Genomic DNA, 15,549 nt, shown 5'->3' with positions numbered 1-15,549 from the left:
CTCAATTAAAAACTAAACGTTTTTTCACATAAAGATTTCAAATTGGTATTGTCTTTTATTTCGCAAGCAACATTCCATTTAAATGGCGAGTTATTACCTGTGACAACAGGTGTTAGTGTAATATTAAGGTCTGATAATGTTTTATCTCCACTCAGTTTCACAATACCTGATTTTACATCAATGGTTTTGATGTGTTTCCCTGAAATATTATTTGGAATATTATCGTTACCACTATTACATTGAGATAGACTACCGAAATTGAAGTGGCATATCTCAATACTATTTTTGTAAGGTAGAATGGTTTGCAGGACATCGGTCATTGCAGCCTTTTGCATATAGCTTTGATAACCTGGAATAGCAATAACACCAAGTATAGATATTATTGCAATAACAACCATTATTTCGATAAGTGAAAATCCTTGTTGTCGCATAATAAAACCTCTGTTGTTAAGTGAGGTTTTATCATAAAGCTATTTTTCCCTATATTTTATTCATTGTAAAACATATTGCGAAACGCTTTGTAGATAAATAAATGAATTGATTGTTTATTACATATTTTATCGATCGGCTTCGCAAAATATAATTTAATTTTAATCTTGGTGTTTTTTACTGCCTTTAATTAAAGGAGGATAAGCATATTAAGAGTAATAAATATATAGCAATTAAAGAATAATTAACTTTCATTGCTATATATTATTAAACTAATTTTAAAGTAAGTTTCTATAATGTTGCCAATCAAAAAATGGACCAGGATCGGTTTTACGTAAAGGGGCGATATCGCTATGACCCGTAATATTATGGGCGATCAATGGATATTGAGTAATAAGTTGTTGGGTTAAAGTCGCGAGAGATTGGTACTGTGATTCAGTAAACGGCTCAAAATCAGTGCCTTCTAGCTCAATGCCAATTGAAAAATCATTGCATTTTTCTTTTCCTTGGTAGTTTGATTGCCCTGCATGCCAAGCACGTAAATGAAAAGGAACATACTGAATAATTGAGCCATCACGGCGAATTAGGCAATGAGCAGAAACGCGAAGGTGTTTTATTTCCTCAAAAAAAGGATGTTCTTGAGGATTCAAAACCCCTGTGAATAATTGATTAATATAAGGCCCACCAAATTGACCTGGAGGAAGGCTAATATTATGGATAACGAGCAAAGAGGGAGTAACACCATCAGGGCGTTGATCATGATGCGGTGAGGGGATATGAGTCACATTATTTAACCAACCATCATGTATTTTCATCTCGTTATCCATAGTATTCTGTTTTCTTTTTGTCAGGGCTCGTTATCTTTGGATGGAAAGATTAGCATAGATACAATAAGACGAGAGCATATTTTGGAGAAAGAAATGGCTATACGGCGTTATGATGAACAGCAAAGACGCGGCATTCTACTAGAGCGATTAGCAGTTGATATCCCTTTTATGGTGACAGTTGCATTAAAAGAAGACCTTGGGCAGGTTGTTGACTATAAAAGAGATATCACTGGGCAGTTACTTAGTGAAAGCGCGATTGCAACCGCCCGTATTATTACACGGGAAAACGGTATCTTTTGCGGTAAACAATGGTTAGAAGAAGTCTTTCTTCAATTAGGCGGGTTAGTTAAAACTGATTGGAAAGTGAAAGACGGTGATACCGTCACATCAAATCAAGTGTTATGTGAAATGCAGGGGCCATCTCAAGTTTTATTAACAGGGGAGCGGACTGCGCTGAATTTTATTCAAACACTCTCTTCGGTTTCAACAGTAACTGCGATATACGTAAAAGAGATTGCAGGAACTCGAGCCAAGCTACTCGATACTCGTAAAACGATTCCTGGCCTAAGAACTGCATTGAAGTATGCTGTTCTTATGGGGGGAGGATTTAACCATCGCTTGGGACTGTCAGATGCCTATTTAATTAAAGAAAATCATATTATTTCAGCAGGTTCGGTGGATAAGGCGGTTGAACTTGCCAGACAAGCACATCCTGAAGTACCGATTGAAATTGAGGTGGAAAGTCTAGATGAGTTACTTCTAGCGCTAAAAGCAGACGCAGACATCATTATGTTAGATAACTTTACACCGACAATGATGAAAGAGGCTGTAGTGCTAACTGCAGGGAAGGCTGCGCTTGAAGTTTCAGGTAATGTGACACTAAAAACAATAAAAGAATTTGCAGAAACTGGCATTGATTTTATTTCAGTGGGGGCTTTAACTAAACATATTCAAGCGATGGACTTATCGATGCGTTTTGTTGAGAGCCATTCCTAGGGCATCATTACGCTATCAAAGTTTGATATAAGAACTGTATTGCTTAATTTTATCATACAGTTCTTATATTTCTCATTAAGTGGCTTATATCAGCATCCATAAAGCGGATGTGTTGGCATATTATTTTTAAAAGAACCAATATTTTTCTATAGAAAGCGGGCCAATTTGGGTTGAAGATGCGGTTGGAATTTAAGATAAGTATAAATTCAGTTGTTATTTTAACATTTTCGAAACAAAAAAAGTGAGACATTTAAGTATAATAGAGTAGCTAAGGTTTCATTTGATTTTTAACTTGCTTATTTTGAATTTTTATTCATTAAAATAATTGCTTTTACGATTCAGTTTGTATTTTTAGTCGGTAAATGATGTTTTTTATGTTAAAAATATTCTCACGACATTGGTTGTTTAGTTATCAAAACATGCTAAATTTTAAAAAAATTTGTTAATATTTGCAGGATTTTATGATTTAGCGCAAGGTCTTTATGGACAGATAGTGAATACTTTGTTACTTTATTAGCCCATAAACAAATTGGTATTACCAATTAACACTGGGTAATACGTAATCAATAATTACTCACTTATGAATATGGCAGATTATGACTTACGGTAAAATTCGCCAACCAAAGTTATCAGATGTAATAGAGCAACGGCTTGAACATCTTATTTTCGAAGGGACATTGCGCCCTGGCGAAAAGCTGCCCCCTGAGCGTGAACTCGCAAAACAGTTTGACGTATCTAGGCCATCAGTGCGTGAAGCAATTCAAACATTAGAAGCGAAAGGGCTTCTATCTCGTCGTCAAGGCGGCGGCACCTTCGTACAAAAGAAAATGTGGCAAAGCTTTAGTGATCCTTTAGCTCAGTTACTCGAAGGTAATCCTGAATCTCAATTTGATCTTCTTGAAACTCGTCATGCCCTTGAAGGTATTGCAGCCTATTATGCTGCACTTCGTGGTACTGAAGAAGATCTTGACCGTATTCGTCAAAGTTATGAACTTATCGAAATAGCGCAAAAAAGCGGCGAGTTAGATGCCGAGTCAGATGCGGTACTCCAATACCAACTCATTGTGACAGAAGCGGCTCACAACGTGGTTCTATTGCATTTATTGCGTTGCATGATCCCTATGTTAGAACAGAATATCCGTCAAAACTTTGAATTTTTGTATACCCGTAAAGAGATGTATAACGCGGTTAGCTCCCATAGAGCACAAATTTTTGCTGCAATAATGGCAAGAGAGCCTGAAAAAGCGCGCGAAGCATCTCACCGTCACCTGTCTTTTATTGAAGATTTGCTATTGGATATTAGCCGAGAGCAAACTCGTCGGGAACGTTCTTTACGGCGGTTACAGCAACACCCTGATTTAATTTAGTAATATAGATCCTGACTGCTGCGTCTATATTATTGTGAATGCTCTAAAAGTAAGAGTTAAAGCGGCAACTACATCAGGGCCTATCTTCCCGCTGTTTTAGCAATATTGGGAAAATAGCAGGAAGATAGGCTCCACATAACCATATAAAATAGATAACAGATAAGGAATACACCATGTCAGATATGTTAAAAAATGACGTGGATCCGATTGAAACTCGCGACTGGCTACAGGCGATTGAATCGGTCATCCGTGAAGAAGGTGTTGATCGTGCTCAGTTTATTATCGAACAGGTATTAAGCGAAGCGCGTAAAGGCGGCGTAAGTATTGCTGCTGGTGCATCTGGTCGTTCTGATTACATCAACACAATTGCTGTTGAAGATGAGCCTGCATACCCTGGTAACATGGACTTAGAGCGCCGTATTCGCTCTGCAATTCGCTGGAACGCAGTAATGACTGTTCTGCGTGCGTCTAAAAAAGACTTAGAACTGGGCGGCCACATGGCTTCTTTCCAGTCATCAGCAACCTTGTATGAAGTCTGCTTCAACCACTTCTTCCGTGCTCATAACAATAATGATGGCGGAGACTTAGTATTCTTCCAAGGTCACATCTCTCCAGGTATCTATGCACGTGCTTTCTTAGAAGGTCGTTTAACTGAAGAGCAAATGAACAACTTCCGTCAAGAAATTGGTGGAAATGGCCTATCTTCATATCCGCACCCTAAATTGATGCCTGACTTCTGGCAATTCCCAACAGTATCAATGGGGTTGGGCCCAATCAATGCTATCTATCAAGCTAAGTTCCTGAAATACCTTGATAACCGTGGCCTGAAAGATACATCTGCGCAGCGCGTATATGCATTCTTAGGTGATGGTGAGATGGATGAGCCTGAATCTAAAGGTGCGATTACTATCGCAACACGTGATAAATTAGATAACTTAGTTTTCGTTATCAACTGTAACCTGCAGCGTCTGGATGGCCCAGTAACAGGTAACGGAAAAATTGTTAACGAATTAGAAGGTATCTTTAACGGTGCTGGCTGGCAAGTTATCAAAGTTATGTGGGGTGACCGTTGGGACGAGCTGCTGCGTAAAGATACGAGCGGCAAGCTTGTTCAGTTAATGAACGAAACTTTAGACGGTGATTACCAAACCTTTAAATCACGTGATGGTGCATACGTCCGTGAGCACTTCTTCAATCGTTACCCAGAAACTGCTGCATTAGTTAAAGATATGACTGATGATGAGATTTGGGCATTGAATCGCGGCGGTCACGATCCGAAGAAAGTCTATGCTGCATTTGCGAAAGCAAAAGAAACCAAAGGCAAACCAACTGTTATTTTAGCGCAAACCATTAAAGGTTATGGTATGGGCGAAACAGCAGAAGGTAAAAACATTGCGCACCAAGTGAAAAAAATGAACATGGATGGCGTTCGCCATTTCCGTGATCAATTCAATGTGCCAGTGGCTGATGAGCAAATCGAAAAACTGCCATACATTACTTTCGAAAAAGATTCTGAAGAGTACAAATACCTGCATGAGCGTCGTCAAGCGCTGGGTGGCTATTTACCTGCTCGCCGTTCAACTTTTGATGAGAAACTGGAAATCCCTGCACTAGCAGATTTCAGCCAATTATTAGAAGAACAATCAAAAGAAATTTCGACCACGATTGCTTTCGTTCGTGCATTGAACGTGATGTTGAAAAATAACTCTATCAAAGAGCGTTTAGTGCCAATTATCGCTGACGAAGCGCGTACATTTGGTATGGAAGGTCTGTTCCGTCAAATCGGTATTTATAGCCCGAAAGGTCAGCAATATACACCGCAAGACAGAGAACAAGTTGCCTACTATAAAGAAGACTCGAAAGGTCAAATCCTGCAAGAAGGTATTAACGAGCTGGGTGCAGGTTCTTCTTGGTTAGCGGCTGCAACATCTTACAGCACTAACAACTTACCGATGATCCCATTCTATATCTACTACTCAATGTTTGGTTTCCAACGTATTGGTGACTTAATGTGGGCAGCAGGTGACCAACAAGCACGTGGCTTCCTGATTGGTGGTACTTCAGGTCGTACAACGCTGAATGGTGAAGGCTTACAGCACGAAGATGGTCACAGCCATATTCAATCACTGACTATTCCTAACTGTATTTCTTATGACCCTGCATTCGCTTATGAAGTTGCAGTGATTATGCAAAACGGTTTAGAGCGCATGTACGGTGAGAAACAAGAGAACGTGTACTACTACATCACGACTCTGAACGAAAACTACCACATGCCTGCAATGCCAGAAGGTGCAGAAGAAGGTATCCGTAAAGGTATTTACAAACTGGCTTCTGTTGAAGGTAGCAAAGGTAGAGTGCAGTTGTTAGGTTCAGGCTCAATGATGCGCCACGTTCGTGAAGCGGCAGATATTCTGTCTGCTGAGTATGGCATCGGTTCTGATGTTTACAGTGTAACCTCATTCACTGAATTGGCACGTGATGGTCAAGATTGTGAGCGTTGGAATATGCTGCACCCATCTGCAACGCCACGCGTTCCATACATTGCACAAGTAATGAATGATGCGCCAGCAGTTGCATCAACTGACTACATGAAACTGTTTGCTGAACAAGTTCGTACTTATGTACCAGCAAGTGATTACCGCGTACTGGGTACTGATGGTTTCGGTCGTTCTGACAGTCGTGAAAACCTGCGTCACCACTTTGAAGTGGATACCAGCTATGTCATCGTAGCAGCGTTAGGTGAATTAGCTAAACGTGGTGAAGTTGATGTTAAAGTCGTTGAAGAAGCGATTAAAAAATACAACATCAACCCAGAAAAAGTTAACCCACGTTTGGCATAAGAGGTAAATATCAATGTCTATTGAAATCCAAGTGCCAGATATCGGTGCTGATGAAGTTGAAGTCACCGAAGTGATGGTTAAAGTTGGTGACAAAGTAGAAGCAGAGCAATCGCTCATTACCGTTGAAGGTGATAAAGCTTCTATGGAAGTCCCATCACCACAAGCGGGTGTGGTAAAAGAAATTAAAATTGCGACAGGCGACAAAGTGAAAACTGGTTCGCTGATCATGGTCTTTGAAGCAGAAGCGGGTGCAGCAGCACCCGCTCCAGCACAAGCGCCAGCAGCCCCAGCGGCAGCACCAAGCGCCGCAGCGTCAAAAGACGTTGCTGTACCTGATATCGGTGGCGATGAAGTTGAAGTTACTGAAATCATGGTTAAAGTTGGCGATACCGTGACTGCGGAGCAATCTTTAATTACCGTTGAGGGCGATAAAGCATCAATGGAAGTCCCTGCACCATTTGCTGGAACTGTTAAAGAAATCAAGATTGCGACAGGCGATAAAGTGAAAACGGGCTCGCTGATCATGGTCTTTGAAGTCGCAGGCTCAGCGCCAGCCGCTGCTCCAGTTGCTCAAGCAGCACCAGCGGCTCCAGCAGCCTCTGCAATTAAAGACGTTAACGTGCCAGATATCGGCGGTGATGAAGTTGAAGTTACCGAAGTGATGGTTAAAGTGGGTGATACCGTTTCTGCTGAGCAATCAATCATTACGGTTGAAGGCGATAAAGCATCAATGGAAGTTCCTGCACCATTTGCTGGAACCGTTAAAGAAATCAAGATTGCGACAGGTGACAAAGTCAAAACTGGCTCGCTGATCATGACCTTTGAAGTTGCCGGTGCCGCACCAGTTGCTCAAGCAGCGGCACCTGCTGCACCAGCTCCAGCTCCAGCTGCACCTGCACCTGCACCTGCACCTGCAAAAGCAGCTGATAGCAAAAATGAATTTGTTGAGAACGACGCATACATCCACGCAACACCGGTTATTCGCCGCTTAGCGCGTGAGTTCGGTGTTAACTTAGCGAAAGTAAAAGGCACTGGTCGTAAAGGCCGTATCCTGCGTGAAGACGTTCAAGCTTACGTGAAAGATGCAGTCAAACGCGCTGAATCTCCAGCTGCGGCAGGTGGTGGTTTACCAGGTATGTTGCCATGGCCGAAAGTGGATTACAGCAAGTTTGGTGAAGTTGAAGAAGTCGAACTGGGTCGTATCCAAAAAATCTCTGGTGCAAACCTGAGCCGTAACTGGGTGATGATCCCACACGTTACGCTGATGGAAGAAGTGGATACCACTGAAGTTGAAGAATTCCGTAAGCAACAGAATAAAGAAGCAGAGAAGAAAAAACTGGACGTGAAAATCACGCCATTAGTTTTTGTCATGAAAGCGGTTGCCCGCGCTCTGGAAGAAATGCCGCGCTTTAACAGCTCGATTTCTGAAGATGCACAGCGTCTGTTCTTGAAAAAATATATCAATATCGGTATCGCGGTTGATACACCAAATGGCTTAGTTGTTCCTGTCTTTAAAGACGTTAACAAAAAAGGCATTTTAGAGTTATCTCGTGAACTGATGGAAGTTTCTAAGAAAGCGCGTGCAGGTAAACTGACTGCGGCTGATATGCAAGGCGGATGTTTCACCATCTCTAGCCTTGGTGGTATCGGTACAACTGGTTTTGCACCAATCGTGAACGCACCAGAAGTGGCTATTATGGGGCTGTCACGTTCTTCAATGAAACCTGTTTGGAACGGTAGCGAGTTTGTTCCTCGCCTGATCCTGCCTATGTCACTGTCCTTTGACCACCGTGTCATCGATGGGGCTGATGGAGCACGCTTCATCACCCTAGTAGGGCAATTAATGAGCGATATTCGCCGTTTAGTGATGTAAATAATAAGACCGGCTGATAGGCCGGTCTGTTTTATTTAGGCTGAGGCAGAATTTTTTGCTGCTGCTACGAAAGGTTGGGAGTTACATCACGAAATGAGCCTTTTCAGGGTGTTAACAATTCTGTAAACTGCTCTCGGTGTGTACTTTTCCAGTGGAAGATCGTTTATTCAGCAGTACCGCTGGACAAAACAAAAAGAGGTCATGATGAGTACTGAAATTAAAGCCCAAGTCGTTGTGCTTGGTGCAGGCCCTGCAGGTTATTCTGCGGCTTTCCGTTGCGCTGACTTAGGTTTAGAAACTGTTTTAGTTGAACGTTATTCAACCCTTGGTGGTGTTTGTTTAAACGTGGGTTGTATCCCTTCAAAAGCTTTATTGCATGTTGCAAAAGTGATCGAAGAAGCGAAAGCATTAGCAGAGCACGGTATCGTATTTGGTGAGCCAAAAACCGATATCTCTAAAGTTCGTTTATGGAAAGAAAAAGTCATTAATCAGCTGACGGGTGGCTTGGCTGGTATGGCGAAAGGCCGTAAAGTGACCGTCGTTAACGGTCTGGGTAAATTTACAGGTGCAAATACACTGGTTGTTGAAGGCGAAAACGGTAGCACGACTATCAATTTCGATAACGCAATCATTGCAGCGGGTTCACGTCCAATTCAATTACCATTCATTCCTCATGAAGACCCACGTATTTGGGATTCAACCGATGCGTTAGAACTGAAAGAAGTTCCAGAGCGTCTTCTGGTTATGGGCGGTGGTATCATCGGTTTAGAAATGGGAACTGTGTATCATGCACTGGGTTCTCAAATCGATGTGGTTGAAATGTTTGACCAAGTCATCCCTGCGGCTGACAAAGATGTGGTTAAAGTATTCACCAAACAAATCAGCAAAAAATTCAACCTGCTGTTAGAAACGAAAGTTACTGCAGTTGAAGCGAAAGAAGACGGTATTTATGTGTCTATGGAAGGTAAAAAAGCTTCCGCAGAACCACAACGTTATGATGCTGTGTTAGTGGCTATTGGCCGTGTTCCTAACGGTAAAAACTTAGATGCAGGCAAAGCTGGCGTTGAAGTTGATGATCGCGGCTTTATCCACGTGGATAAACAAATGCGCACTAACGTTCCGCACATCTTTGCTATCGGTGACATCGTTGGTCAACCAATGTTGGCTCACAAAGGTGTTCACGAAGGTCACGTTGCGGCAGAGGTTATCTCTGGTCTGAAACACTACTTTGACCCGAAAGTTATTCCATCTATCGCTTATACTGAGCCAGAAGTTGCTTGGGTTGGTTTAACTGAGAAAGAAGCGAAAGAGCAAAACATCAGCTACGAAGTGGCAACTTTCCCATGGGCTGCATCAGGTCGTGCAATTGCATCTGACTGCTCAGAAGGTATGACTAAGCTGATTTTTGACAAGCAATCTAACCGTGTTATCGGTGGTGCGGTTGTCGGTGTGAACGGTGGCGAATTACTGGGCGAAATCGGTCTAGCAATCGAAATGGGTTGTGATGCAGAAGATTTAGCATTAACTATCCATGCTCACCCAACACTGTACGAATCAATTGGTATGGCTGCAGAGATCTACGAAGGTAGCATCACTGACTTACCAAACGCTAAAGCGAAAAAGAAAAAGTAATTTTCTTTAATCGTACAGATAAACAGTATCTCTAGTATACTGTTTATCGCCAAAGCGAATTGAAGCCAATGTGGAAACACGTTGGCTTTTTTGTATCTGTCTAAAAATAAAAAACAATATTTTATTTAATTCAATAATGCTTATTTTAAATATAATTATTTAATTCTGAAATTTCGTATTATTAGAATGGTATCACTTAGTTGACTATAAAAAATTAAAATCTTATTTTCCTTATTGAGTTATTTAATCGCTAATAAGGAAATTAGATTATGGCAGATATGAGTCATATAGATTCAATGACAGTAATAGGAAGTCACACCCCACCCAGTAGCTTTAGCCGTTATTTTCAAAATGAAATGAATAATGTTTCTGATGATCAATATGAGGAGATGCATAAAAACACATGGATCACTGATATTTATGATAGGTTAAAAGAAGTTGATTATTACCATGATAGCTTTAATAAAGAGCCTCCTCAAAAGGAGTTTCATGATTATCAGGAGCAGGTACAGCCACCACCAGAGTTGCCCGTTTTAAAAAATGAACCGAAAAAATCACCACAAGAAATTATCGAAGATAAAATTGTTATATTAAGGGAGGAACTGAGTAATATTGAAAAATCTTATGAGTGGAAGTTTTTGAATAACCCAGAGAAATACCCTTGTACTTATCAATGGAAGTTCTATTCATCAGAATTAAATATCACTGCAACATTAAAATTAAATACGAAGCAAGATAGAGATAGAATTTTATCTAATAATTTTTCAGGTAAAATACCGGGTATACCCCGAGTTGATTTTTTTAATGTAGAGCCATTTTATAAGGCAGTTAATCAGCGCGTCGAAATAGAAGCAAGAAATCATTTATTGGCTTTTAAAACGCGGCATCAAAATACACTGAATGAAATTCAGTCTAATATAAATGAATTAAATAAACTGAGAATAGCTCGAAGTAGTGTATTGGTTATCCCCACGCCAAGTGTTCCTACATTATCTTATCGTGCAGGTTCAAACTCGCAAGTAACACAAGCGGGAAATAGTGGCCTTGCGAAAGGTATCGAAAATACAGTAGGCAATATTCGCGATGGTTTAGCTGAAACGTTTGATTGCTCTTTTGGCATGAGCTGCTCAAATGATTTAGATAAAGCAGCAAAAAAAACAAATGTTGGGAATAATTCATTAAGTGCAGCCAAAACAGCCGTCGTAGAGGGGGTAGAAAAAGGCTATAGCGAATGCGTTAAAAGTAGCGGTTGCCAGAACGATATCGCTAAGTTAGGTGTTAATTTTGGTTTAACGCGAGACCAAATCGCAGAAGCGATAAATGCAGGAATAGCCGCAAGAAAAGGCGATACTGACGCAATAAAAGGGCTATCCCCACTGCAAATTGCTTATATTGATGAACAAATTATCAGTGGAAAAGGCATGGCTCGGGGGATGTTTGGGACTCAAACATGGGGTGACCGAATAGATGTTAAACCTCATACTGGCGGTAACCAAATTCCTGAACAAGGACGGACTGACACTGGTGGAGAACAAATTCCTGAACGTATTGATAATACGCATATAACACCACTTCCTAATCAGATTACAATAGAAGATATTGCCTATTTATCTAAGAATAAGAACAAAATTAAGGATGAATGGCATCAAGGTAGTTTTAATTCACCTGAAGAGTCGTTACAAAAACATTATGAAAAGCATGGAAAAGACGTTGGAGCAGATAGTGTTGCGGAATATAAAAGGAAAGCGGGAGGATTCGCTGAAAATTTAAAAGGTGCTCGAACCGCTAAAATAAGGGGTGAGACTGATAATGTAACTCGTTATTATAAAAACGGGAAATATCTAGATAAAACAACTGATGGAAAGATAATATCGTTTGGAAAACAATAAAAGGTGAATACATTATGTGGCATGATTTACATATTACGAATGTTGGTAGGATAAAAAAAACAGTTGCTGAATTTACGATTACTATGATCCCTATTTTACCTTATTCTAAAATGAAGGTGAAAATCTATGAAAGCCAATCTGGAAATTTCACTGGAATGACTGACTTAGCAATAAAAAGAAAATTTGATGGTTCTCCTGAATGTGCTATTGGGTATGGAGATACTATTGAGGAGGCATTAGAAGATACGATCCTTTATTTTAATAAAATGCTAAGTCAAGATGGTTTTACTGAATTAACCGAAGATGATATTAGCTACGCAGAGTGGTCTGATTTTTAGTGACAAAAGATCCCAGTTCTGTGCTGGGATCTCTGTTAATAGTTTTACTCTCCCTCGGACTGCGGGGTAATCCAGCACAAAAAAATGCTACTGCCGAGAATTTCATCCGAGAAATCTTTAAAGATCCTAAGGTAGTTTGAAATAAATAAGAAATAATCCAACTTTACGCCAAGTAGAGAACGGCCTTGGAAAAAATGCAGAGATCAAGTTTAAGTAACAAATAAGATGATATCAAATATTGAATATAAAACTATTATTGAATTCGCTGAAACCCAAGCCCTTGATGGGTTATGGGCGTATATCACGCCAGATATGCTTCCTTCACTCTATGCCACGTATGATAATTTTTCCTTTCAGGAAAGGAAGCAAATATTCTTTTGGTTTTTAGACAAGTTATTACGTGATGGAAAGTTAAAATTAGCTAAGAACGGTAAATTTTTAAGTGGTTCAATAGATGAACAATTACAGTGCTTCTACACTGCATTTCCAGAAACAGAAGAGCAATTAATTGATCAGTTTTGGTTTTTTGATGAAGGATGCCCTGGCGGGGCTGTTTGGATACTTAACGATGGGGCATTAGAATGGACTTAGAACTATAGAGGGAAGATTCTATCTATGGAATGCTTAATTCCTGAACAGCTTCAAGTTAGTATTGATGAATTAATACAGAAAACCATCACAGTAATTTCACAAAGTGAAAGCTTTGGGCGGATAGTTGATAAAGAAATTAAAGTCGTTAAAGATTAGCTTTGAGACTGCAATTTAACGGGTTGTATCTAGTAATTATCGAAGATAAAATTGTTATATTAAGGGAGGAACTGAGTAATATTGAAAAATCTTATGAGTGGAAGTTTTTGAATAACCCAGAGAAATACCCTTGTACTTATCAATGGAAGTTCTATTCATCAGAATTAAATATCACTGCAACATTAAAATTAAATACGAAGCAAGATAGAGATAGAATTTTATCTAATAATTTTTCAGGTAAAATACCGGGTATACCCCGAGTTGATTTTTTTAATGTAGAGCCATTTTATAAGGCAGTTAATCAGCGCGCCGAAATAGAAGCAAGAAATCATTTATTGGCTTTTAAAGCGCGGCATCAAAATACACTGAATGAAATTCAGTCTAATATAAATGAATTAAATAAACTGAGAATAGCTCGAAGTAGTGTATTGGTTATCCCCACGCCAAGTGTTCCTACATTATCTTATCGTGCAGGTTCAAACTCGCAAGTAACACAAGCGGGAAATAATGGCCTTGCGAAAGGTATCGAAAATACAGTAGGCAATATTCGCGATGGATTAGCTGAAACGTTTGATTGTTCTTTTGGCATGAGCTGCTCAAATGATTTAGATAAAGCAGCAAAAAATCCAAATGTTGGAAAAGAGCTAACCGCAGAAGAGAAAGAGGCGCTTGGAATCTCTAGTGGTGGTAGTGCTACTGGCACACCTAATGGATTTGAGCCAGATGATGAAGAGCATAAATATAATCAACAGCAACAACAGAATGAGAGTAAATTTAAAAACTTCTCTGAAGAAGATCTCATTTCCTCAGCAAATAAACCAATAAATAAACAAGGACTTTCTACGGCAGCTCGTGCATGGGATAAGCATGCCGCTAGACCTGATGGAGTATTTGAACCATTAAAAGGTAATCCAGCGCAAAAAAATGCTGCTGCTGAGAATTTTATTCGAGAAATTCTTAAAGACCCTAAAGTAGTCCGAAAAGATTTAAGTGGCGGTGCATTCGAATATCGTTTACCTAGCGGAAAAGGTATCAGATATAATGCGGATGGTTCATTTTATACGGTGTTAGATCCAACTAAGGTAAAAAAATGAAAGATAATAAATTAGAATTATTTTTTTCAAGTCCAATGGAATATGAGAATCTAACGTTAGAGGTTCAATTAAACTGGGATAAGGTTGTAGAAATTAATCAAGATAAAGGTGTTGATAATTTAGAGGCTGAACTATTTGGTTCAGATCTATCTCGCAACTTTATAGCTAAAATGCCTTTAGATGATCTAATTGCAATATTAATTGAAGCTAGAGATACATTGAAGAAACAGTGAGTCTCTAGCCTAGCAAGTAAAAGATCCCATTTTACTGGGATCTTCTTAGTCGCCTTACTCACTCCTCAGCCAGCTGGATAATCAACAGTCCAGCTTGGCGCATTGAGTACAGACTCTGCCTATTACATGTTTAGTTGCACAACGGCTTCAAGCGAGTATTGAGGAAATACCTCAATCATTTCACAAAGTGAAGATATTGGATGGCTGGTTGGTAGAAAAATTAAAGTCGTTGAATCTTAATAAGAAATATTAGTGAAATAATAAAGGTTAATACATGAAAATAGAACTTGAATTACTTGAAGAATGTATCATGACAATTTTTCATGAAATGAAAAGTCAAAACATTAATACGATTAACTTAGAATCGGATTTTTATTGGAATGTGCCTTCTGAATCTATTTATGATATCTATAAAGAACCAATTCAGCTTGATGTTGGCCAACTAGAAGATGATTATAAAACATTATGTCAGGCAAAAGAGAAAGATATTTTAGTGAGAGATAACTTGAAGAGTATATCTGCTATTTTGAGGTACATAGCAGAAAAATCCTTTAATTAACCTTATGTTAATTAGGTACGCCATCATTAACGCATTCATGATGTAGCTAAATCATTCACACTTATCAAGCTAACAGCGTACTTGATCTGATTTGATAACTTCTTATGATACAGGCCACCGTTTATCATCTAGTTAATAACTAAACCATCATGCAACTAAAACCAACTGCAATTTTAATTCACGTGCCTGATGTTCAAGTAGGGCTGGCTTGGTATCAACAGGCATTTCCTCAAGCCATTGCTGAATATTTACCTGAGTTTGACTTTACCTTATTGCATGTGGGGGACTTTATGATTGAAGTCGTGCAAGCAGATGAAAAAGTGAGTGAAGGTAAAAAAGGGACTGTGTTGTATTGGCAAGCCGATAGTTTTGATTTGGCGTTTGAGCATTTCACTCAGCTAGGGGCTAAATTGTATCGTGGACCGATGTTAATCGATGGTAACAAGCAAATGTGTCAGTTTGTTGATCCCTTCGGAAACTTGCTTGGAATAAAAGGTCAATAAAATCAATTAAATCCTTTAAGTTTATAAAAACCAATCGCAATGATTTACCTTATCAATTAGTAATGTAAATAAAATTGCGATAATAAATATAATTTGTGATACCTGAGGGAAAAAGCCACAAAAGAGGGTGCTTTACTCAGCAAAATGCATTATAAAAAGTATGGTTTTTTCAGCTTTTTATGATGATTTATAGTCTCTTAAGCTAAAAAATAACCCGTAATT

The 15,549-nt window shown here is 39.4% G+C and carries 15 protein-coding genes; 13 read left to right on the top strand and 2 right to left on the bottom strand.

From position 1 onward, the window contains the following. Positions 1–5 precede the first annotated feature (5 nt). Positions 6–431, bottom strand: a complete 426-nt coding sequence (ppdD, locus tag KDJ85_RS07860; RefSeq protein ID WP_206082683.1) for a prepilin peptidase-dependent pilin — start codon at positions 429–431, stop codon at positions 6–8. A 276-nt stretch (positions 432–707) separates the two neighbouring features. Then, on the bottom strand, positions 708–1,244 hold the full coding sequence (ampD, locus tag KDJ85_RS07855; RefSeq protein WP_225819176.1) for a 1,6-anhydro-N-acetylmuramyl-L-alanine amidase AmpD: 537 nt from the start codon (positions 1,242–1,244) through the stop codon (positions 708–710). A 105-nt stretch (positions 1,245–1,349) separates the two neighbouring features. Between ampD and nadC the strand changes: the two genes are divergently transcribed. From nadC to KDJ85_RS07795, 13 genes are all read left to right on the top strand, one after another. Further along, the gene (gene nadC, locus KDJ85_RS07850) at positions 1,350–2,252 is read left to right on the top strand and encodes a carboxylating nicotinate-nucleotide diphosphorylase (RefSeq protein WP_225819175.1); all 903 of its coding nucleotides are present in this window, start codon (positions 1,350–1,352) and stop codon (positions 2,250–2,252) included. A 596-nt stretch (positions 2,253–2,848) separates the two neighbouring features. Beyond that, on the top strand, positions 2,849–3,619 hold the full coding sequence (gene pdhR / locus KDJ85_RS07845; RefSeq protein WP_225819174.1) for a pyruvate dehydrogenase complex transcriptional repressor PdhR: 771 nt from the start codon (positions 2,849–2,851) through the stop codon (positions 3,617–3,619). A gap of 173 nt (positions 3,620–3,792) precedes the next feature. Beyond that, a complete protein-coding gene (gene aceE, locus KDJ85_RS07840; RefSeq protein WP_225819173.1) occupies positions 3,793–6,459 on the top strand; it encodes a pyruvate dehydrogenase (acetyl-transferring), homodimeric type in 2,667 nt (888 codons plus the stop codon). Between the two features lie 13 nt (positions 6,460–6,472). Then, complete coding sequence (gene aceF, locus KDJ85_RS07835) at positions 6,473–8,332, top strand: pyruvate dehydrogenase complex dihydrolipoyllysine-residue acetyltransferase (protein ID WP_225819172.1); 1,860 nt, start codon at positions 6,473–6,475, stop codon at positions 8,330–8,332. Positions 8,333–8,536: 204 nt separating this feature from the next. Beyond that, positions 8,537–9,964, top strand: coding sequence for a dihydrolipoyl dehydrogenase (gene lpdA / locus KDJ85_RS07830; RefSeq protein WP_206082677.1), 1,428 nt, complete (start codon positions 8,537–8,539; stop codon positions 9,962–9,964). A 269-nt stretch (positions 9,965–10,233) separates the two neighbouring features. Then, on the top strand, positions 10,234–11,853 hold the full coding sequence (locus KDJ85_RS07825) for a hypothetical protein (protein ID WP_225819171.1): 1,620 nt from the start codon (positions 10,234–10,236) through the stop codon (positions 11,851–11,853). A gap of 14 nt (positions 11,854–11,867) precedes the next feature. Beyond that, the gene (locus KDJ85_RS07820; RefSeq protein WP_225819170.1) at positions 11,868–12,191 is read left to right on the top strand and encodes a hypothetical protein; all 324 of its coding nucleotides are present in this window, start codon (positions 11,868–11,870) and stop codon (positions 12,189–12,191) included. A gap of 225 nt (positions 12,192–12,416) precedes the next feature. Then, positions 12,417–12,782: a DUF596 domain-containing protein gene (locus KDJ85_RS07815; protein WP_225819169.1), complete on the top strand. Its 366-nt coding sequence runs from the start codon at positions 12,417–12,419 to the stop codon at positions 12,780–12,782. 24 nt (positions 12,783–12,806) lie between these two features. Beyond that, positions 12,807–12,938, top strand: a complete 132-nt coding sequence (locus KDJ85_RS19225; RefSeq protein WP_263974615.1) for a hypothetical protein — start codon at positions 12,807–12,809, stop codon at positions 12,936–12,938. Between the two features lie 2 nt (positions 12,939–12,940). After that, positions 12,941–14,032, top strand: coding sequence for a Contact-dependent inhibition of growth factor CdiA (locus KDJ85_RS07810; protein WP_225819168.1), 1,092 nt, complete (start codon positions 12,941–12,943; stop codon positions 14,030–14,032). Further along, complete coding sequence (locus KDJ85_RS07805; RefSeq protein ID WP_225819167.1) at positions 14,029–14,265, top strand: hypothetical protein; 237 nt, start codon at positions 14,029–14,031, stop codon at positions 14,263–14,265. Before KDJ85_RS07810 ends, KDJ85_RS07805 begins: the two co-directional genes overlap by 4 nt. Positions 14,266–14,539: 274 nt before the next feature. Then, positions 14,540–14,824 carry a hypothetical protein gene (locus KDJ85_RS07800; RefSeq protein WP_225819166.1) on the top strand — a complete coding sequence of 95 codons (285 nt, stop codon included), beginning with the start codon at positions 14,540–14,542 and terminating at the stop codon, positions 14,822–14,824. 149 nt (positions 14,825–14,973) lie between these two features. Continuing rightward, positions 14,974–15,327 carry a VOC family protein gene (locus KDJ85_RS07795; protein ID WP_225819165.1) on the top strand — a complete coding sequence of 118 codons (354 nt, stop codon included), beginning with the start codon at positions 14,974–14,976 and terminating at the stop codon, positions 15,325–15,327. Positions 15,328–15,549: the final 222 nt, after the last annotated feature.

The organism is Providencia vermicola, assembly GCF_020381325.1.
In the GTDB taxonomy this organism is placed as follows: Bacteria; Pseudomonadota; Gammaproteobacteria; order Enterobacterales; family Enterobacteriaceae; genus Providencia; species Providencia vermicola.
Note: the sequence above shows the minus strand (reverse complement) of the source record. Positions and strands in the feature narration are given on the sequence as shown.